Here is a 19,197-nt window from a genome sequence, read left to right on the forward strand (position 1 = left end):
TAATCGCATTTTTCCAGTGGATAACTCTGTAGGCTTTTCAGCGTTTTTTGGTCATAAGCTAATGTGATGACCTGTTTTGCCTTATGGTTAACCGCCGTTTTCGGTGGTAAGTTCAGGTAAAAGAGAACGTTTGCGTCGGTGCCCGAACGCGGGGCCGATACCGGGTTTCACGGTGAATTTTTCAACGAGGACAAGATGGCTCAACAGACTCCTTTGTACGAACAACACGTGTTATGCGGCGCCCGCATGGTGGACTTCCACGGCTGGATGATGCCGCTGCACTACGGCTCGCAGATTGATGAGCACCACGCGGTGCGCACCGATGCCGGTATGTTCGACGTGTCCCATATGACGATTGTCGATCTGCGCGGTAGCCGCACCCGGGAGTTTTTGCGTTATCTGCTGGCAAACGACGTCGCCAAACTGAAGACGCCGGGTAAAGCGCTCTATACCGGCATGCTGAATGCCTCGGGCGGCGTGATTGATGACCTTATCGTCTACTACTTCACCGAAGATTTCTTCCGCCTCGTTGTAAACTCCGCCACCCGCGAAAAAGACCTCTCCTGGATCACCCAACACGCCGAACCGTATGCCATCGACATCACCGTCCGTGATGACCTGTCGCTGATCGCCGTTCAGGGGCCTAACGCGCAGGCGAAAGCCGCGTCTCTGTTCAACGATGAGCAACGTAAAGCCACCGAAGGCATGAAGCCGTTCTTCGGCGTGCAGGCGGGCGATCTGTTTATCGCCACCACCGGCTACACCGGTGAAGCGGGCTACGAAATTGCGATGCCGAACGAAAAGGCCGCTGATTTCTGGCGTGCGCTGGTGGAAGCGGGCGTGAAGCCTGCGGGCCTGGGCGCGCGCGATACGCTGCGTCTGGAAGCGGGCATGAACCTCTACGGTCAGGAGATGGACGAAGGCGTCTCTCCGCTGGCCGCCAACATGGGCTGGACCATCGCGTGGGAACCGGCTGACCGTGACTTTATTGGCCGTGAAGCGCTGGAGATGCAGCGCGAGAAGGGCACTGAACAGCTGGTTGGCCTGGTGATGAAGGAAAAAGGCGTGCTGCGCGGCGAGCTGCCTGTACGTTTTACCGATGCTGACGGCAATCCTCGCGAAGGCGTGATCACCAGCGGAACCTTCTCACCGACACTGGGCTACAGTATTGCACTGGCACGCGTGCCGGCGGGCATTGGCGAAACGGCGGTGGTGCAAATCCGCAACCGCGAAATGCCGGTCAACGTGACCAAACCGATTTTTGTTCGCGCCGGTAAGCCGGTCGCCTAACTATTTTTATCAGGAGAACTTCAATGAGCAATGTGCCAGCAGAACTGAAATACAGCAAAGAACACGAGTGGCTGCGTAAAGAGGCGGACGGCACTTACACCGTCGGGATCACCGAGCACGCGCAGGAGCTGCTGGGCGACATGGTGTTTGTTGACCTGCCTGACGTGGGCACGACCGTGAGTGCGGGCGACGACTGCGCCGTGGCGGAGTCCGTAAAAGCGGCATCAGACATCTACGCACCGGTAAGCGGTGAGATTGTTGCGGTCAACGACGCGCTGAGCGACTCCCCTGAGCTGGTCAACAGCGAGCCTTATGAAGGCGGCTGGATCTTCAAGATCAAAGCCAGCGACGAATCCCAGGTTGCCGCGCTGCTGGATGCGACCGCATACGAAGCATTACTGGAAGACGAATAACGTTGTGCCGGATGGCGCTGCGCTTATCCGGCCTGGAGATCAACGTAGGCCCGGTAAGCGTTAGCGCCACCGGGCAACAGCGTTACAGATAACTACGATTCACTGCACGTTTCAGGAACCATCGCTCATGACACAGACTTTAAGCCAGCTTGAAAACCGTGGCGCCTTCATTGAACGTCACATTGGGCCGGATGCTCAGCAACAGCAGGAGATGCTGAAGACGGTTGGCGCGGATTCATTAAACGCACTGATCGGCCAGATTGTGCCAAAAGACATCCAGCTAGCCACGCCGCCTCAGGTGGGGGAAGCCACCACGGAGTTCGCCGCGCTGGCGGAGCTGAAGGCTATCGCCGGCCTGAACAAGCGCTATAAGTCTTACATTGGCATGGGCTACACCAACGTGCAGTTGCCGCCGGTGATCCTGCGCAACATGCTGGAAAACCCGGGCTGGTACACCGCCTATACGCCGTATCAGCCAGAAGTGTCCCAGGGTCGTCTGGAAGCGCTGCTGAACTTCCAGCAGGTAACGCTGGATCTGACCGGTATGGATATCGCCTCCGCGTCTCTGCTGGATGAAGCGACCGCCGCCGCCGAAGCGATGGCGATGGCGAAGCGCGTGAGCAAACTGAAAAATGCCAACCGCTTCTTCGTGGCGGCGGACGTGCATCCGCAGACGCTGGACGTGGTGCGCACCCGTGCGGAAACCTTCGGCTTTGACGTGATCGTCGATGACGCTGACAAAGTGCTGGATCACCAGGACGTCTTCGGCGTGCTGCTGCAGCAGGTGGGCACCACCGGCGAAGTGCACGACTACGGCGCGCTGATTGCCGAGCTGAAATCCCGCAAGGTGGTTGTGAGCGTTGCCGCCGATTTTATGGCGCTGGTGCTGCTGACGGCCCCGGGCAAACAGGGCGCGGATATCGTATTCGGCTCTGCGCAGCGCTTCGGCGTACCGATGGGCTACGGCGGCCCGCACGCGGCGTTCTTCGGCGCGAAAGATGAATTCAAACGTTCCATGCCTGGCCGTATTATCGGCGTCTCCAAAGACGCTGCCGGTAATACCGCGCTGCGCATGGCGATGCAGACCCGCGAGCAGCATATCCGCCGCGAGAAAGCGAACTCCAACATCTGTACCTCACAGGTGCTGCTGGCAAACATCGCCAGCCTGTACGCCGTGTTCCACGGTCCGGCTGGTCTGAAACGTATTGCTAACCGCATTCACCGCCTGGCCGATATCCTGGCCTGCGGCCTGCAGCAAAAAGGTCTTAAGCTGCGCCATGCCCACTACTTCGATACCCTGTGCGTGGACGTGGCGGACAAAGCCGCCGTGCTGGCACGCGCGGACGCGGCAAAGATCAACCTGCGCAGCGACATCCACAACGCCGTCGGCATTACGCTGGATGAAAGCACCACCCGCGACGATATCCTGAACCTGTTCAGCGTGCTGCTGGGTGACGCGCACGGTCTGGACATTGACGCGCTCGACAAAGAAGTTGCGCTCGACAGCCGCTCCATTCAGGACAGCATGCAGCGTAACGACGCCATCCTGACGCACCCGGTCTTTAATCGCTACCACAGCGAGACCGAGATGATGCGTTACATGCACTCTCTGGAGCGCAAGGATCTGGCGCTGAACCAAGCGATGATCCCGCTGGGATCCTGCACCATGAAGCTGAATGCTGCAGCAGAGATGATCCCGATCACCTGGCCTGAATTCTCCGAGCTGCACCCGTTCTGCCCGCCGGAGCAGGCGGAAGGTTATCACGTGATGATTAACCAGCTTTCCGACTGGCTGGTGAAGCTGACCGGTTACGACGCGCTCTGCATGCAGCCGAACTCCGGCGCGCAGGGTGAATATGCGGGCCTGCTGGCAATCCGTCACTATCACGAAAGCCGCAACGAAGGCCATCGCGATATCTGCCTGATCCCAAGCTCCGCCCACGGCACCAACCCGGCTTCAGCCCAGATGGCGGGCATGGAAGTCGTGGTGGTCGCGTGCGATAAGAACGGCAACATCGACCTGGCTGACCTGCGCGCGAAAGCCGAACAGGCGGGCGACAAGCTCTCCTGCATCATGGTGACCTATCCGTCCACCCACGGCGTGTACGAAGAGACCATCCGTGAAGTGTGCGAAGTGGTGCACCAGTTCGGCGGTCAGGTATACCTCGATGGCGCGAACATGAACGCGCAGGTGGGCATTACCTCTCCGGGCTTTATCGGCGCGGACGTGTCGCACCTTAACCTGCACAAAACCTTCTGCATCCCGCACGGCGGTGGCGGCCCGGGCATGGGCCCAATCGGCGTGAAGGCGCACCTGGCACCGTTTGTCCCAGGCCACAGCGTTGTGCAGATCGAAGGCATGCTGACCCGTCAGGGCGCGGTCTCTGCGGCACCGTTCGGTAGCGCCTCTATCCTGCCAATCAGCTGGATGTACATCCGCATGATGGGCGCGGAAGGGCTGAAGCAGGCGAGCCAGGTGGCCATTCTGAACGCCAACTACATTGCGACCCGCCTGAAGTCTGCCTTCCCGGTGCTCTATACCGGCCGCGACGGTCGCGTGGCGCACGAGTGCATCCTCGATATTCGTCCGCTGAAAGAGCAGACCGGCATTAGCGAGCTGGATATTGCCAAGCGTCTGATCGACTACGGCTTCCACGCGCCTACCATGTCGTTCCCGGTTGCGGGCACGCTGATGGTGGAGCCAACGGAGTCCGAAAGCAAAGCCGAGCTGGATCGCTTTATCGACGCGATGCTGGCCATCCGCATGGAAATTGACCGCGTGCAGGACGGCGAGTGGACGCTGGAAGATAACCCGCTGGTCAACGCTCCGCACACCCAGCACGAGCTGGTGGCCGAGTGGAACCACGGCTATTCCCGCGAGCTGGCCGTCTTCCCGGCGGGCGTGGCGAACAAATACTGGCCGACCGTGAAGCGTCTTGATGATGTCTACGGGGACCGTAACCTGTTCTGCTCCTGCGTACCGATGAGCGAATACCAGTAACATTGCTGATGTAGTAACGTAGGCCGGGTAAGGCGAAGCCGCCACCCGGCTTTTTTATTGGGAGAAGAAAATGGGCATTGCACTTGTGACCGGCGCCAGCCGGGGCATTGGGAAAGCCACTGCGCTGCAGCTGGCCCGTGAAGGCTACACCGTGGCGGTGAACTATCATCACAACATTAAGGCCGCAACGGATGTGATCAACCAGATTGTTGAGGCGGGCGGTAAAGCCTTTGCCGTTCGGGCAGACATCAGTGATGAAGCTCAGGTGCTGGCGATGTTTGAAAGCCTCGATCGTGAAGGCGAGCCGCTGACCGCGCTGGTGAATAATGCGGGGATTCTGTTTGAGCAATCCACCATTGAGAATCTCTCCGCCGAGCGCATTAACCGCGTCCTGGCGACCAACGTCACGGGCTACTTCCTCTGCTGCCGGGAAGCGGTAAAACGCATGTCCTTCAAACATGGCGGCAAGGGCGGGGCGATAGTGAATGTCTCTTCCGCGGCGTCCCGCCTGGGCGCACCGGGGGAATATGTGGATTACGCCGCGTCCAAGGGGGCGGTGGATTCGCTGACAACGGGGCTGTCGCTGGAGGTGGCGGCGCAGGGCATTCGAGTCAACTGCGTCCGTCCGGGCCTGATCTATACCGATATTCATGCTTCGGGCGGAGAACCGGGGCGAGTGGACCGCGTGAAAGCGTTACTGCCGATGCAGCGCGGCGGCCAGCCGGAAGAGGTCGCCCAGGCGATTGTCTGGCTGCTGAGCGAAAAGGCGTCGTACGTGACGGGGAGTTTTATTGAGTTAGCGGGCGGGAAATAAGCCGGGTGGCGGCCCGGCCTCCTATTCGTGTAGGCCCGGTAACCGCAGTGCCACCGGGCAAAAAATCACAGCGCCTCGCCGTTGCTGGCAATCACGCCTTTATACCACTCGAAGCTCTTCTTGCGGGAACGCGACATGTCGCCCGTGCCGTCGTCGTGCTTGTTCACGTAGATAAAGCCGTAGCGCTTGCTGTACTGGCCGGTGGTGAACGACACGCAGTCGATACAGCCCCATGGCGTATAGCCCATCAGATCGACGCCATCGTGGGTGACGGCTTTGATCATCTCCTCCACGTGGGCACGCAGGTAGTCGATGCGATAGTCATCGTTGATGCTGCCGTCTTCTTCCACCTTGTCGTAGGCACCGAAGCCGTTTTCAACGATAAACAGCGGCTTCTGGTAACGCTCGTACAGTTCGCACAGAGAATAGCGCAGGCCCACCGGGTCAATCTGCCAGCCCCAGTCGGAGGCCTTCACGTGCGGGTTCGGCACGCTGCCTTCGAAACCGGAAATGGCATCGCCGGTACCGCCTTCCGCCTTCACCGCGTTGGTCATGTAGTAGCTGAAGCCCAGGTAGTCGCAGGTGCCTTCGCGCAGGATCTGCTCGTCACCCGCTTCCATTTTGATGGAGAAGCCACGACGCTCCCATTCGTTCAGCACGTAGGACGGGTAGTAGCCGCGCAGCTGGACGTCGGTAAAGACGTAGCGCTCGCGCATCGATTCCTGGGCGAACATCACGTCTTCCGGTTTGCAGGAGAACGGATAGAGCGCCACCATCGCCAGCATGCAGCCGACTTTCATCTCCGGGTTGATGCGGCGCGCGGCTTTCACCGCCAGGGCGCTGGCCACAAACTGGTGGTGCAGGACCTGGTACATGGTCTCTTCCGGATTTTCATGTTCCGTATAGACCACGCCCGAGCAGCAGTAGCCGAACAGCGGGGCGCGCCAGTTGCGCTGGTTGTTGATTTCGTTGAAGGTCATCCAGTATTTGACCTTGTTTTTGTAGCGTTCGAAGACCACTTCCGCGAAGCGCACAAAGAAATCGACCACTTTACGGTTGGTCCAGCTGCCGTACTCCTTCACCAGGTGCAGCGGCATTTCGAAGTGGGAGAGGGTGATCACCGGTTCGATGTTGTATTTCAGCAGCTCATCGAACATGTCGTCGTAAAACTTCAGCCCTTCTTCGTTTGGCTGCGTTTCGTCACCGTTCGGGAAGATACGCGTCCAGGCAATCGAGGTGCGGAAACACTTGAAGCCCATCTCGGCAAACAGCTTGATGTCTTCTTTGTAATGGCCGTGGAAATCAATCGCCTCATGGTTGGGATAGTATTTTCCCGGCACCACGTCCTGCGTGATTTCGCGCGGCACGCCGTGTGCGCCGCCCGTCAATACGTCGCAAATGCTTGGCCCTTTGCCGCCTTTGTTCCAGCCGCCTTCAACCTGGTGAGCGGCAACCGCGCCACCCCATAAAAAATCTTTTGGTAAGGTCAATTTTTTCATCGCTGCTATTCTCAATAAATGGCTTATTGGCATCGAGTCTAGCAAAGCGAAATTAAATGTCACGATATAACAAATTGGGCATAATGTGATTTGTCACATCAAAAAAACAGGATGTTTTATTCTGCAAGTTTCTTCGCCAGCTTACGGCCGAGAGATTCCAGAATATAGATGACGGGAATTTGCGTGGTGATATCGTAGACGCCTGCAATACGCGTCTGGGGAACGTGCCAGGAGAGATTAAAGTCCGCCAGTTTTGCGAGACGCGAGTGCTCGTGGCTGGTAATGGAGAGCACCTTGCAGTGATGCAGGCTAAACTGGCTGGCGAAGCGCAGGATCTCCTCGGTCTCACCCGAGACGGAGAGCACAATCGCCAGCGCATTTTTCGCCATGTCATTGGTGACCGGGAAATAAGGGTCATCAATATGGTTACTGAATTTTCCGATATTAGAAAAGAAACGTGCGCCATATTTTGCCAGCGAGCCTGATGTCCCTGCGCCGACAAATATAATGCGTTCCGACGATAAAATAATATCGACCGCATTATCTAATAACGCGTCGAACTCTTCATTATTTACGCTTTTAAAGAAGCTGATTATTTCGCTGGCGCCGAAATTCGCCTGCTGGGGCTCGTTTTGTTCAAGATAAAGCTTAAAGCGAACGCGAAACTCCGAGTAGCCTTCGCAGTTAAGCTTGCGGCAAAAGCGCAGGATGGTGGTCGTCGAGACACCCGCCGCATCCGCCAGCTCGCGGATGGTCATGTACATGACTTTGTCACGGTTTTTAATGACATAGTTGTAGACCATCATCTCCAGGTTATTGAAACTGGCAATGGCGGAGTGGGTGAACATACTCACAGTGGCATAACTCTTATTCAGACTTCATGTATCCATCATAACATGCGGCCAGACGGCAGGATCCATTTTTATGCTCTTGATTCTTAATGGTTAAATTTTAACGTGAACAAATGTTAGGTGAAAAATTCATTTATACCTATGATTTTTAGGTATAAATCCTGAAGTGAAATTATTTTAGCTAACAGGTGTTCACTGGAATCATTCTCAGTTAGCATAGTGATGCGATGAATAATCATCTTTTGTTTTCCCGGAGTTTTGTATGGTGAGTAGACCATTAATCGCACAGGGATATTCGCTGGCTGAGGAAATAGCCAACAGCATCAGCCACGGCATTGGCCTGGTGTTTGGGATTGTCGGTTTAGTGTTATTGCTGGTGCAGGCGGTAGACGCCAATGCCAGCGCGATGGCTATTACCAGCTACAGCCTCTATGGCGGGAGCATGATCCTGCTGTTTCTGGCCTCGACGCTGTATCACGCGATCCCGCATCAGCGGGCCAAGATGTGGCTCAAGAAATTTGACCACTGCGCTATCTATCTTCTCATTGCAGGTACCTACACGCCGTTTCTGCTGGTGGGGCTCAACTCACCGCTGTCGCGCGGGCTGATGATCGTTATCTGGAGCCTGGCGCTGCTCGGGATCCTGTTTAAGCTCACCATCGCGCACCGGTTTAAGGTGCTGTCGCTGGTCACCTATCTGACCATGGGCTGGCTGTCGCTGATCGTGGTGTACCAGCTGGCAATCAAACTGTCGATAGGGGGCGTAACGCTTCTGGCCTTAGGCGGCGTGGTGTATTCGCTCGGCGTCATTTTCTACGTCTGCAAGCGCATTCCGTACAACCATGCTATCTGGCACGGTTTTGTGCTGGGCGGCAGCGTGTGCCACTTTTTGGCGATTTATTTGTACGTGGGGCAGGTGTAGTTTTTCGTCGGGTGGCGGCTTCGCCTTACCCGACCTACGGGATAAGTAGGCCCGGTAAGCGCAGCGCCACCGGGCGATACAGCATCACTCTTCCAGAGAATACGGCAGCGGCTCGATGCTCAGTGTGTTCACATCGTCACGCACGCGGAACACGCTGTCGGCTTCCATGTCGTTGTTCATAACGGCCTGCACCAGAAGACGTCCATCATCCAGCTGTACGGCGGCTAATACGGTGCCGGTACGGCGCCAGTTTTCACCCATCTTCAGCTCTAAATCTTCACCCGCTTCAGGGACGCGGCTGGCATGTCCCGCCAGCGTCCACAGCGCGCGTTTGTTTGCCCCGCGGAATTTCGCACGCGCGACCATCTCCTGGCCGGTGTAGCAGCCTTTTTTAAAGCTGATGCCGCCCAGCGCCTGTAAGTTCGTTGCCTGAGGAATAAACTGCGCGCTGTTTGCAGCGTCAATGATCGGCAGACCCGCTTCGATGTTCAGCGCCAGCCACTGCTGGCTGTTGTTAAGCTGCGCTTCGCCGCGCAGCGCCTCGGTGACGCGTTCGGCAGTTGCCGCATCCGTGACTAACAGGAAACGCTCCGCCGGGTGTTCAAACCACAGGATTGAGGTGGCGCCTTCGCTGACGAGCTGCTTTTCGGCATCCGGCAGTTCGCTGAACAGGTTTTTCAGCGCCGCACGCGCCTGGAAGCCGGCCACACCCAGCAGGACATGTTCGTCGTCTGCGGCAATGGTGACTTTGGAAAAGACCGCGTATTTTTTCAGCTCTTTGAGCTGGGCGTCTCGCAGGCTGCGGCGCTCAATAAAGGCAAAGCCGTCCTGACGGCGGAACAGACGCAGGTTGCTCCACATTTTGCCTTTTGGATCGCAATGGGCGGCCAGCAGGTGCTGGTGTTCGGTCATCTGGCTGACGTCGGCGGTCACCTGGCCCTGCAGATATTTTTCGGCGTCGGCACCGGTGAGCGTTGCCAGCGCCCAGTCATCAAGAGAAATAAGCGTCAGCGGCAGACGCGCAGAGGCGGCGGGCTGGCGAGGAGAAAATGGTGTAAAGGCCATAACGATATCCTGAATTGCTTAACGCTTTGATAATGCCTAATGGTAAAAGAGCCTGCAGGCAATGCAAGCGCTTTCAACAGGCCATTTGTGCCATAAACCGGTTCTGCGTAGCGCCACGCAAAATAGTGTAATCCGCTGTGTTTGTAGGGATTATTCTGGAAGCCTGCTCGTTGATCGCAATATTCCAGTAATGAAACGGTCAAAAACACGTTACACTAGCTGGTGTCCCCGTAGAGAAATAAAGAACACCGAATGGGGTACCGACTGTGCCAAACGTAATGCAGGAAACTGAACATGGATATTAACAACAAGGCCCGTATTCACTGGGCGTGCCGTCGCGGCATGCGTGAACTTGATATTTCCATCATGCCTTTCTTCGAATATGAGTATGACACCTTAAGCGACGACGATAAGCGTCTGTTTGTCCGCCTGCTTGAGTCTGACGATCCGGATTTATTCAACTGGCTGATGAACCACGGCAAACCCGCCGACACCGAGTTGCAACGGATGGTGCAATTAATTCAAACACGGAATCGGGAACGTGGTCCTGTGGCAATCTGATCTTCGCGTCTCGTGGCGCTCGCAGTGGATGTCTTTATTGCTCCACGGCCTGGTTGCGGCCTTTGTGTTACTGATGCCGTGGCCGCTGAGCTATACGCCGCTGTGGCTGCTGCTACTTTCGTTTGTCGTTTTTGACAGCGTACGCAGCCAGCGTCGCATTAATGCCCGTCAGGGAGAGATCAAGTTACTGATGGATTCCCGCCTGCGCTGGCAGGGAAAAGAGTGGGATATTCTCGGTATGCCCTGGATGCTCAACTGCGGCATGATGTTACGGTTACGCAAGGTGGACGGCGGGCGGTGCCAGCATCTTTGGCTGGCGGCTGACAGTATGGATGCTGCCGAATGGCGAGACCTGCGCCGGATGCTGTTGCAGCAGACGACGCAGGGGTAGCGCGCGTTAGCTAAACTTTTCTGCCATTTCGCCGAGAATCTGCTCGCACCAGGTTTGCAGACGTTCATCGCTAAGATCGTACTGGTTGGTTTCATCCAGCGCGAGCCCAACAAACAGCTCGCCGTCGGCAATAATCGGTTTTTTACTGGTGAACTCGTAACCTTCGGTTGGCCAGTAGCCGATGAACGACACCCCTTTCGGCGCCAGCTTGTCGTGCAGCATGCCGAGTGCGTCCAGGAACCATTCCCCGTAACCCAGCTGATCTCCCATGCCGTACATGGCAATGATCTTGCCGTCGAGATTGACTGAGTCGAGTTGATCCCAGATGGCTTCCCAGTCTTCCTGTATCTCACCAAAATCCCAGGTTGGGATGCCCAGGATCAGTACATCGTACTGTTCCATCAGCGCGACCGCGTCATCTTTCAGGTTATGCAACGTCACCAGTTCCGGGCCAATGATGTCGCGAATTTTCTCTGCCGCCATTTCGGTGTAGCAGGTGCTGGAACCATAGAACAGACCAATATTCATCGCGTAACTATCTCAATTCATGCTTTGACTTTGCGCGTAGTGTACCAGAAACCGGTCACAATCAGGCATAATGGCCTGACTGCAGAATCAAAGGGGCTGATGTGGAAAAGGATCTCGCACTCGTTGAACAGTTTCTCGACGCGCTGTGGCTGGAAAAAAATCTGGCCGAGAATACGCTCAGCGCCTACCGGCGCGATCTTACCATGCTGGTGGAGTGGCTGGCCCGTCGGCAGCTCTCGCTGGCGAGTGCGCAAAGCGACGACCTGCAGGCGCTGCTCGGTGAACGTGTAGAAGGGAGATACAAAGCCACCAGCTCTGCACGCTTGCTCAGCGCCATGCGTCGGCTGTTCCAGCATCTCTACCGTGAGAAGATCCGCGAAGACGATCCCAGCGCGCTGCTGGCATCCCCTAAGCTCCCGCAGCGGCTGCCGAAAGATCTCAGCGAAGCACAAGTTGAGAGATTATTACAGTCACCGGCTGTTGACCTGCCGCTGGAGTTACGCGATAAAGCGATGCTTGAGCTATTGTATGCTACCGGCCTGCGCGTTTCGGAGCTGGTTGGCTTGACGATGAGCGACATCAGCCTGCGTCAGGGCGTGGTGCGCGTCATCGGTAAAGGAAACAAGGAAAGGCTGGTTCCGCTGGGCGAAGAGGCGGTTTACTGGCTGGAAACGTATCTGGAGCACGGTCGCCCGTGGCTGCTCAACGGCGCGTCTATCGACGTTCTGTTTCCGAGCCAGCGCGCACAGCAGATGACGCGGCAAACATTCTGGCATCGCATCAAGCATTACGCCACACTGGCCGGTATCGACAGTGAAAAGCTATCGCCGCACGTATTGCGTCATGCCTTCGCGACGCATCTGCTCAACCACGGCGCGGATTTACGCGTGGTGCAGATGCTGCTGGGACATAGCGATCTTTCCACGACGCAAATTTACACCCATGTCGCGACGGAACGCCTGCGGCAGCTACACCAACAGCACCACCCTCGTGCGTGAGTGCCGACGAATTGTAACAGGATCAACTATGAAAAAGAGTTTCGCGCTATTCACCCTGCTGGCAGCCTCCTTCACCGGTTTCGCCCATGCTGACGACGCCGCTATCAAACAGTCGCTCGCTAAGCTTGGCGTCACCGGCAGCGATATTCAGCCAGCACCGGTCGCCGGGATGAAAACGGTACTGACCAACAGCGGCGTGCTGTACGTCACCGAAGACGGCAAACACATTATTCAGGGGCCGATGTACGACGTGAGCGGCGCGCAGCCGGTCAACGTGACCAACCAGCTGCTGATGAAAAACCTGAACGCGCTCGAAAAAGAGATGATCGTCTATAAGGCGGCGCAGGAAAAACACGTTATTACCGTCTTCACCGATATCACCTGCGGCTACTGCCACAAGCTGCATGAAGAGATGAAAGACTACAACGCGCTGGGTATTACCGTGCGTTACCTGGCCTTCCCGCGCGCGGGCGTGCAGAGCCAGCCGGAGCAGGACATGAAGGCCATCTGGTGTGCAAAAGACCGCAACAAAGCGTTTGACGACGCGATGAACGGCAAAGGCGTTAAGCCGGCCTCCTGCGACATTGATATCGCTAACCACTACGCGCTGGGCGTGCAGTTTGGCGTGAGCGGTACGCCAGCGATTGTCCTGAGCAACGGGTACGTCGTTCCGGGCTATCAGGGACCAAAAGAGATGAAAGAGTTCCTCGACGCGCACCAGAAACAGGTTAGTGGTAAATAATCCGCGTGAAAGCCCCGATAAAATTGCGCCGCCGCGAGGCGGTTGAACCGATTGATTTGCCGGACGATCTCCCGCCGCTGCTGAAGCGCCTCTACGCCAGCCGCGGCGTGCGTCGTGCTGAGGATCTTGAACGCAGCGTAAAAGGGATGCTGCCCTGGCAGCAGCTGAACGGCATCGAAAAAGCCACTGAAATGCTCTACAACGCCCTGCGTGAGAACACGCGTATTGTGGTAGTAGGGGATTTCGACGCCGACGGCGCAACAAGCACCGCGCTGAGCGTGCTCAGCCTGCGCGCGCTGGGCTGCGATAACGTCACGTATCTGGTGCCGAACCGTTTTGAAGACGGCTACGGACTCAGCCCGGAAGTGGTCGATCAGGCCCACGCCCGCGGTGCGCAGATGATCATGACCGTCGATAACGGGATCTCTTCCCATGCGGGGGTCGATCATGCCCACGCGCTGGGGATCCCGGTGCTGGTTACCGATCACCATCTCCCCGGTGAAACGCTGCCTGCCGCCGACGCGATTATTAACCCCAATCTGCGCGACTGTGATTTTCCGTCGAAATCCCTCGCGGGCGTAGGCGTGGCGTTTTATCTGATGCTGGCGCTACGTACCCTGTTACGCGACAAGGGCTGGTTCGAATCCCGCGGTATTGCCGTACCGAACCTGGCCGAATATCTCGATCTGGTGGCGCTGGGTACCGTCGCGGACGTGGTCCCGCTCGATACCAATAATCGTATTTTGACCTGGCAGGGCTTAAGCCGTATCCGGGCAGGCAAGTGCCGTCCGGGGATCAAGGCGCTGCTGGAAATCGCCAACCGCGACCCGCTCAAGCTGGCGGCAAGCGATTTGGGCTTTGCCCTCGGTCCACGCCTGAACGCGGCCGGAAGACTGGACGATATGTCCGTTGGCGTCGCGCTGCTGCTGTGCGACAACCTCGGTGAGGCGCGCGTGCTGGCCAACGAGCTGGACGCCCTGAACCAGACCCGTAAAGAGATTGAGCAGGGGATGCAGGCCGAAGCGCTGACCCTGTGCGAAAAACTGGAGCGCAGCGGCGACACGCTGCCGGGCGGCCTGGCAATGTACCATCCCGAGTGGCATCAGGGCGTGGTCGGCATTCTGGCGTCGCGCATTAAAGAGCGCTTCCACCGCCCGGTGATCGCCTTCGCCCCCGCGGGCGACGGCACGCTGAAAGGCTCTGGCCGCTCGATTCAGGGTCTGCACATGCGCGACGCGCTGGAGCGTCTCGATACGCTGTATCCGGGCCTGATGATCAAGTTCGGCGGCCATGCGATGGCGGCAGGCCTGTCGCTGGAAGAGGCGAAATTCGACGAGTTTCAGCGCCTGTTCGGCGAGCTGGTCACCGACTGGATTGACCCGGCCCTGCTGCAGGGGGAAGTGGTGTCCGACGGCGAGCTTTCACCGCTTGAGATGACAATGGACGTGGCGCAAATGCTCCGCGATGCCGGTCCATGGGGACAGATGTTCCCGGAACCGCTGTTCGACGGCCGTTTCCGCCTGCTGCAGCAGCGCATCGTCGGCGAGCGTCATCTGAAGGTGATGGTTGAACCGGTCGGCGGCGGCCCGCTGCTGGACGGCATTGCCTTTAACGTTGACACGGCGGTATGGCCGGACAACGGCGTGCGCGAGGTCGAGCTGGCGTACAAACTGGACATCAACGAGTTTCGCGGTAACCGCACCCTTCAGATCATCATCGACAATATCTGGCCAATTTAGCGGCAGTAATCTCTATAAAAAAGGGCGTGGATTCGGTACAATCCCGCTCTTATCACCGCATTTTGACAAGTCCATAAAAGAAAACAGACCATGTTTGAAATTAATCCGGTAAAAAACCGTATTCAGGACCTCACGGAGCGCTCTGACGTTCTTAGGGGGTATCTTTGACTACGATGCCAAGAAAGAGCGTCTTGAAGAAGTAAACGCCGAGCTGGAACAGCCGGACGTCTGGAACGAACCTGAACGCGCACAGGCGCTGGGTAAAGAGCGTTCCTCTCTCGAAGCTATCGTAGATACGCTGGATCAAATGGCCCAGGGGCTGGAAGATGTTTCCGGTTTGCTGGAGCTGGCCGTCGAAGCCGACGACGAAGAGACCTTTAACGAAGCCGTGGCAGAACTCGACGTGCTGGAAGAGAAGCTGGCGCAGCTTGAATTCCGTCGCATGTTCTCCGGCGAATACGACAGCGCTGACTGCTATCTTGATATTCAGGCAGGTTCTGGTGGTACCGAAGCGCAGGACTGGGCCAGCATGCTGATGCGTATGTATCTGCGCTGGGCCGAAGCGCGCGGCTTCAAAACCGAAATTATCGAAGAGTCTGAAGGTGAAGTGGCCGGTATTAAATCCGTCACCATCAAGATCATCGGTGATTACGCCTACGGCTGGCTGCGCACTGAAACCGGCGTTCACCGCCTCGTGCGTAAGAGCCCGTTCGACTCCGGTGGCCGTCGTCATACCTCCTTCAGCTCCGCGTTTGTTTACCCGGAAGTTGATGAAGATATCGATATCGAAATTAACCCGGCGGACCTGCGTATCGACGTTTATCGCGCATCCGGCGCGGGCGGCCAGCACGTTAACCGTACGGAATCGGCGGTGCGTATTACCCACATTCCAACCGGGCTGGTAACACAGTGCCAGAACGACCGTTCCCAGCATAAGAACAAAGACCAGGCCATGAAGCAGATGAAAGCGAAGCTTTATGAGCTGGAGATGCAGAAGAAAAATGCTGAGAAACAGGCGATGGAAGACAACAAGTCTGACATCGGCTGGGGCAGCCAGATCCGTTCTTACGTCCTTGATGACTCCCGCATCAAAGACCTGCGTACCGGGGTTGAAACCCGCAACACGCAGGCGGTGCTGGACGGCAGCCTGGACCAATTTATCGAAGCAAGTTTGAAAGCAGGGTTATGAGGAACCAACATGTCTGAACAACAAGCACAGGGCGCTGACGCGGTAGTCGATCTTAACAACGAACTGAAAACCCGCCGCGAGAAACTGGCAGCGCTGCGCGAGCAGGGCGTGCCGTTCCCGAACGATTTTCGTCGTGACCACACCTCAGACCAACTGCACGCTGACTTCGACGCGAAAGAGAACGAAGAGCTGGAAGCGCTGAACGTTGAAGTGGCCGTTGCGGGCCGCATGATGACCCGTCGTATCATGGGTAAAGCCTCCTTCGTGACCCTGCAGGACGTTGGCGGCCGCATTCAGCTGTACGTGTCCCGTGACGATCTGCCGGAAGGCATCTACAACGAGCAGTTCAAGAAGTGGGACCTGGGCGATATTCTGGGCGCGAAAGGTAAACTGTTCAAAACCAAAACCGGTGAACTGTCTATCCACTGCACCGAGCTGCGTCTGCTGACCAAAGCCCTGCGCCCGCTGCCGGACAAATTCCACGGCCTGCAGGATCAGGAAGCGCGCTACCGTCAGCGCTACCTGGATCTCATCTCTAACGATGAATCCCGCAAGACCTTCAAAATTCGCTCCCAGATTATGGCCGGTATCCGCCAGTTCATGGTCAACCGCGACTTTATGGAAGTGGAAACCCCGATGATGCAGGTGATCCCTGGCGGCGCGTCTGCGCGTCCGTTCATCACCCATCACAACGCCCTGGACCTGGACATGTACCTGCGTATCGCGCCGGAACTGTACCTGAAGCGTCTGGTGGTTGGTGGTTTTGACCGCGTGTTCGAGATCAACCGTAACTTCCGTAACGAAGGGATCTCCGTTCGTCATAACCCAGAGTTCACCATGATGGAACTCTATATGGCGTACGCGGATTACAAAGATCTGATCGAGCTGACCGAATCCCTGTTCCGTACCCTGGCGCAGGATATTCTGGGCACCACGCAGGTTCCTTACGGTGAAGAAGTCTTCGACTTCGGCAAGCCGTTCGAAAAACTGACCATGCGCGAAGCGATCAAGAAGTACCGTCCGGAAACCAACATGGCCGATCTGGATAACTTCGATTCTGCGAAAGCGATCGCCGAAAGCATCGGTATCAAGGTTGAGAAGAGCTGGGGTCTGGGCCGTATCGTGACCGAGATCTTCGAAGAAGTGGCCGAAGCGCACCTGATTCAGCCGACCTTCATCACCGAGTACCCGGCTGAAGTCTCTCCGCTGGCGCGTCGTAATGACCAGAACCCTGAAATCACTGACCGCTTCGAATTCTTCATCGGCGGCCGTGAAATCGGCAACGGCTTTAGCGAGCTGAACGATGCGGAAGATCAGGCTCAGCGCTTCCAGGATCAGGTTGACGCGAAGGCGGCAGGCGACGACGAAGCGATGTTCTTCGACGAAGACTACGTGACCGCGCTGGAGCACGGTCTGCCACCAACGGCGGGTCTGGGAATTGGTATCGACCGTATGGTGATGCTGTTTACCAACAGCCACACCATCCGTGACGTGATCCTGTTCCCGGCGATGCGCCCGGTGAAGTAAGGCGTTAAGATGTAAAAAAAGCCCCGAAAGGGGCTTTTTTATTGCGCCGCGAAGGCTTTGAGTTTTTCGCGGGCGGTTGTCGCTTCCATGACCATCCACGGGCTAAAGGCCCAGGGCGTCGCGTCCAGCGCGCGGAATAGCGCGTCCAGCTCAACCCACTGATAGTCCATCACTTCATCTTCGTTTATTGTCACGTCATTGGTAATGCGTGCCGCGAATACAGGGCAAATTTCGTTTTCCACGATCCCGGACGGGTCGGTTTCCCGATAGCGAAATTCAGGGGCGACGGCGGTGATATCGGTCAACTCCGCGCCCACTTCGAAGCGGCAGCGGCGGATTATCGCCTGGACTGTCTCTTCACCCGACTGCGGGTGGCCGCACACGGAGTTGGTCCAGACGCCGGGCCAGGCTTTTTTGCTTAAGGCGCGTCGGGTGATCAGACATTCGCCTTTTGCGTTAAAAAGCCAGGAAGAGAACGCCAGATGCAGCGGGGTATGTAACGTGTGCGCGGCATATTTTTCCTGAGTGCCAATCACCATTCCCTGGTCGTTTACCAAAATAACGTGTTCTTGAATACTCATTGATGCTCCAGTGCCAAATTGCCGAGTGGTTCAGCACCATCAGCCGAAGCATTATACTGCATTCTTATACGAACGGTTTGGCTCGTAGAGCGGAAAAGGGCATGACCCCTGTTCGTTTTGGCTGTTATCATAGTGCGCCATTCACGCTGACCGAGGATCTGTTTTGTTTGCAGGAAGCCTGACGAGAAAACCCCTTACCGCTATTTTTTGCCTGACGCTGACGCTATTACTGGTGGGCTGTTCAGGGAGCAAATCTTCGGATACGGGAAGCTATTCCGGTTCGGTCTACACCGTCAAACGCGGGGACACCCTGTACCGGATTTCGCGCGCAACGGGAACCAGCGTGAAGGATCTGGCGCGTCTGAATAACCTTTCTCCGCCCTACACCATCGAGGTGGGGCAGCAGCTGAAGGTTAGCGGCGGATCGTCCTCCGGTAAAAAATCCTCTTCGAAAGGCAAAACCGCCAAAGTGACGCCGTCCTATCAGGTGCCACAATCGTCATGGCCGCCGGTTGGACAGCGCTGCTGGATTTGGCCTGCCAGCGGTAAAGTGGTCGCCCCTTACTCACTCTCTGAAGGTGGCAACAAGGGTATTGATATCGCCGCTGCGCGCGGTACGCCGGTTTATGCCTCCGGGGCCGGGAAGGTGGTTTACGTGGGTAACCAGCTGCGCGGCTACGGTAACCTGATCATGATTAAGCATGGCGAAGACTACATCACGGCCTATGCGCACAACGACACGATGCTGGTCAACAACGGGCAGAACGTCAAAGCAGGGCAGAAGATTGCCACCATGGGCAGTACCGGTACGGATTCAGTGAAGCTGCATTTCCAGATTCGCTACAAGGCGACGGCCATCGATCCGCAGCGTTATCTTCCTGCGCCCGGCAGCAAACCGAAGTGCTAAGTGATTATTTAATCGCCGGTTAGTTGTGAAGAGGCTTGTATGAAGGTGCGTAAGGTCTATAATGCCTTACGCACCTCAAAGCGGGCGTAGTTCAATGGTAGAACGAGAGCTTCCCAAGCTCTATACGAGGGTTCGATTCCCTTCGCCCGCTCCAGATTTTCTTGATGTTATCCTCCTCT

Annotated in this window: 18 protein-coding genes and 1 tRNA gene; 14 read left to right on the top strand and 5 right to left on the bottom strand. The window is 56.8% G+C overall.

All coding sequences use genetic code 11. The features are described from left to right. The first annotated feature begins 195 nt into the window (after positions 1–195). The 4 genes from gcvT to LLF79_RS14780 all read left to right on the top strand — a co-directional run bounded on the left by gcvT (position 196) and on the right by LLF79_RS14780 (position 5,518). A complete protein-coding gene (gene gcvT, locus LLF79_RS14765; protein WP_008499719.1) occupies positions 196–1,290 on the top strand; it encodes a glycine cleavage system aminomethyltransferase GcvT in 1,095 nt (364 codons plus the stop codon). Positions 1,291–1,313: 23 nt separating this feature from the next. Next, positions 1,314–1,703: a glycine cleavage system protein GcvH gene (gene gcvH, locus LLF79_RS14770; RefSeq protein WP_008499718.1), complete on the top strand. Its 390-nt coding sequence runs from the start codon at positions 1,314–1,316 to the stop codon at positions 1,701–1,703. A gap of 127 nt (positions 1,704–1,830) precedes the next feature. After that, positions 1,831–4,704 (top strand): aminomethyl-transferring glycine dehydrogenase, encoded by a 2,874-nt coding sequence (gene gcvP / locus LLF79_RS14775; protein WP_128301813.1) that lies wholly within the window; start codon positions 1,831–1,833, stop codon positions 4,702–4,704. Between the two features lie 70 nt (positions 4,705–4,774). Then, positions 4,775–5,518: an SDR family oxidoreductase gene (locus LLF79_RS14780; protein WP_032675464.1), complete on the top strand. Its 744-nt coding sequence runs from the start codon at positions 4,775–4,777 to the stop codon at positions 5,516–5,518. Between the two features lie 65 nt (positions 5,519–5,583). Here the strand turns inward: LLF79_RS14780 and bglA are convergent, their stop codons facing one another. Further along, a complete protein-coding gene (gene bglA / locus LLF79_RS14785; protein ID WP_023294510.1) occupies positions 5,584–7,017 on the bottom strand; it encodes a 6-phospho-beta-glucosidase BglA in 1,434 nt (477 codons plus the stop codon). Between the two features lie 116 nt (positions 7,018–7,133). Beyond that, positions 7,134–7,865: a MurR/RpiR family transcriptional regulator gene (locus tag LLF79_RS14790; RefSeq protein WP_227879842.1), complete on the bottom strand. Its 732-nt coding sequence runs from the start codon at positions 7,863–7,865 to the stop codon at positions 7,134–7,136. Between the two features lie 265 nt (positions 7,866–8,130). On the opposite strand from LLF79_RS14790, the gene LLF79_RS14795 reads away from it, so the two are divergent. Then, a complete protein-coding gene (locus tag LLF79_RS14795; protein WP_021242052.1) occupies positions 8,131–8,790 on the top strand; it encodes a hemolysin III family protein in 660 nt (219 codons plus the stop codon). Positions 8,791–8,874: 84 nt separating this feature from the next. On the opposite strand, the gene ygfZ is transcribed toward LLF79_RS14795, so the two are convergent. After that, complete coding sequence (ygfZ, locus tag LLF79_RS14800) at positions 8,875–9,855, bottom strand: tRNA-modifying protein YgfZ (protein ID WP_008499712.1); 981 nt, start codon at positions 9,853–9,855, stop codon at positions 8,875–8,877. 294 nt (positions 9,856–10,149) lie between these two features. Between ygfZ and sdhE the strand changes: the two genes are divergently transcribed. Further along, positions 10,150–10,416, top strand: coding sequence for an FAD assembly factor SdhE (gene sdhE / locus LLF79_RS14805; RefSeq protein ID WP_006178375.1), 267 nt, complete (start codon positions 10,150–10,152; stop codon positions 10,414–10,416). Further along, complete coding sequence (locus LLF79_RS14810) at positions 10,397–10,807, top strand: protein YgfX (RefSeq protein ID WP_021242050.1); 411 nt, start codon at positions 10,397–10,399, stop codon at positions 10,805–10,807. The genes sdhE and LLF79_RS14810 overlap by 20 nt, the downstream gene beginning before the upstream one ends. A 6-nt stretch (positions 10,808–10,813) precedes the next feature. Here LLF79_RS14810 and fldB read toward each other — a convergent pair whose 3' ends face one another. Continuing rightward, a complete protein-coding gene (gene fldB / locus LLF79_RS14815) occupies positions 10,814–11,335 on the bottom strand; it encodes a flavodoxin FldB (protein ID WP_008499710.1) in 522 nt (173 codons plus the stop codon). A gap of 101 nt (positions 11,336–11,436) precedes the next feature. On the opposite strand from fldB, the gene xerD reads away from it, so the two are divergent. From xerD to lysS, 5 genes are all read left to right on the top strand, one after another. After that, the gene (xerD, locus tag LLF79_RS14820; RefSeq protein WP_227879761.1) at positions 11,437–12,333 is read left to right on the top strand and encodes a site-specific tyrosine recombinase XerD; all 897 of its coding nucleotides are present in this window, start codon (positions 11,437–11,439) and stop codon (positions 12,331–12,333) included. A gap of 28 nt (positions 12,334–12,361) precedes the next feature. After that, the gene (gene dsbC / locus LLF79_RS14825; protein WP_008499708.1) at positions 12,362–13,075 is read left to right on the top strand and encodes a bifunctional protein-disulfide isomerase/oxidoreductase DsbC; all 714 of its coding nucleotides are present in this window, start codon (positions 12,362–12,364) and stop codon (positions 13,073–13,075) included. Positions 13,076–13,080: 5 nt separating this feature from the next. Continuing rightward, entirely contained in the window at positions 13,081–14,814 is a 1,734-nt protein-coding gene (recJ, locus tag LLF79_RS14830; RefSeq protein WP_045335242.1) for a single-stranded-DNA-specific exonuclease RecJ, read from the top strand. 90 nt (positions 14,815–14,904) lie between these two features. Next, a protein-coding gene (gene prfB / locus LLF79_RS14835) for a peptide chain release factor 2 (RefSeq protein WP_095908218.1) occupies positions 14,905–16,003 on the top strand; the annotation gives its coding sequence in 2 pieces (ribosomal slippage) (positions 14,905–14,979 and positions 14,981–16,003; 1,098 coding nt in all). A gap of 9 nt (positions 16,004–16,012) precedes the next feature. Then, positions 16,013–17,530, top strand: a complete 1,518-nt coding sequence (lysS, locus tag LLF79_RS14840; protein WP_021242046.1) for a lysine--tRNA ligase — start codon at positions 16,013–16,015, stop codon at positions 17,528–17,530. Between the two features lie 38 nt (positions 17,531–17,568). On the opposite strand, the gene idi is transcribed toward lysS, so the two are convergent. Continuing rightward, on the bottom strand, positions 17,569–18,111 hold the full coding sequence (gene idi, locus LLF79_RS14845) for an isopentenyl-diphosphate Delta-isomerase (RefSeq protein ID WP_039265495.1): 543 nt from the start codon (positions 18,109–18,111) through the stop codon (positions 17,569–17,571). 163 nt (positions 18,112–18,274) lie between these two features. Here idi and actS point away from each other — a divergent pair, with 163 nt between their 5' ends. Together actS and LLF79_RS14855 are read left to right on the top strand one after the other, a co-directional pair. After that, the gene (gene actS / locus LLF79_RS14850) at positions 18,275–19,018 is read left to right on the top strand and encodes an amidase activator ActS (RefSeq protein WP_025912449.1); all 744 of its coding nucleotides are present in this window, start codon (positions 18,275–18,277) and stop codon (positions 19,016–19,018) included. Positions 19,019–19,098: 80 nt separating this feature from the next. Next, a tRNA-Gly gene (locus LLF79_RS14855) sits at positions 19,099–19,172 on the top strand. Positions 19,173–19,197 lie beyond the last annotated feature (25 nt).

This window comes from Enterobacter cloacae complex sp. 2021EL-01169 (assembly GCF_020733125.1).
Lineage (GTDB): Bacteria > Pseudomonadota > Gammaproteobacteria > Enterobacterales > Enterobacteriaceae > Enterobacter > Enterobacter roggenkampii.

Coding starts and splice junctions, on each gene's coding strand:
- gcvT (WP_008499719.1), top strand. CDS start 196: ATGGCTCAACAGACTCCTTTGTACGAACAACACGTGTTATGCGGCGCC.
- gcvH (WP_008499718.1), top strand. CDS start 1,314: ATGAGCAATGTGCCAGCAGAACTGAAATACAGCAAAGAACACGAGTGG.
- gcvP (WP_128301813.1), top strand. CDS start 1,831: ATGACACAGACTTTAAGCCAGCTTGAAAACCGTGGCGCCTTCATTGAA.
- LLF79_RS14780 (WP_032675464.1), top strand. CDS start 4,775: ATGGGCATTGCACTTGTGACCGGCGCCAGCCGGGGCATTGGGAAAGCC.
- bglA (WP_023294510.1), bottom strand. CDS start 7,017: ATGAAAAAATTGACCTTACCAAAAGATTTTTTATGGGGTGGCGCGGTT.
- LLF79_RS14790 (WP_227879842.1), bottom strand. CDS start 7,865: ATGTTCACCCACTCCGCCATTGCCAGTTTCAATAACCTGGAGATGATG.
- LLF79_RS14795 (WP_021242052.1), top strand. CDS start 8,131: ATGGTGAGTAGACCATTAATCGCACAGGGATATTCGCTGGCTGAGGAA.
- ygfZ (WP_008499712.1), bottom strand. CDS start 9,855: ATGGCCTTTACACCATTTTCTCCTCGCCAGCCCGCCGCCTCTGCGCGT.
- sdhE (WP_006178375.1), top strand. CDS start 10,150: ATGGATATTAACAACAAGGCCCGTATTCACTGGGCGTGCCGTCGCGGC.
- fldB (WP_008499710.1), bottom strand. CDS start 11,335: ATGAATATTGGTCTGTTCTATGGTTCCAGCACCTGCTACACCGAAATG.
- dsbC (WP_008499708.1), top strand. CDS start 12,362: ATGAAAAAGAGTTTCGCGCTATTCACCCTGCTGGCAGCCTCCTTCACC.
- lysS (WP_021242046.1), top strand. CDS start 16,013: ATGTCTGAACAACAAGCACAGGGCGCTGACGCGGTAGTCGATCTTAAC.
- idi (WP_039265495.1), bottom strand. CDS start 18,111: ATGAGTATTCAAGAACACGTTATTTTGGTAAACGACCAGGGAATGGTG.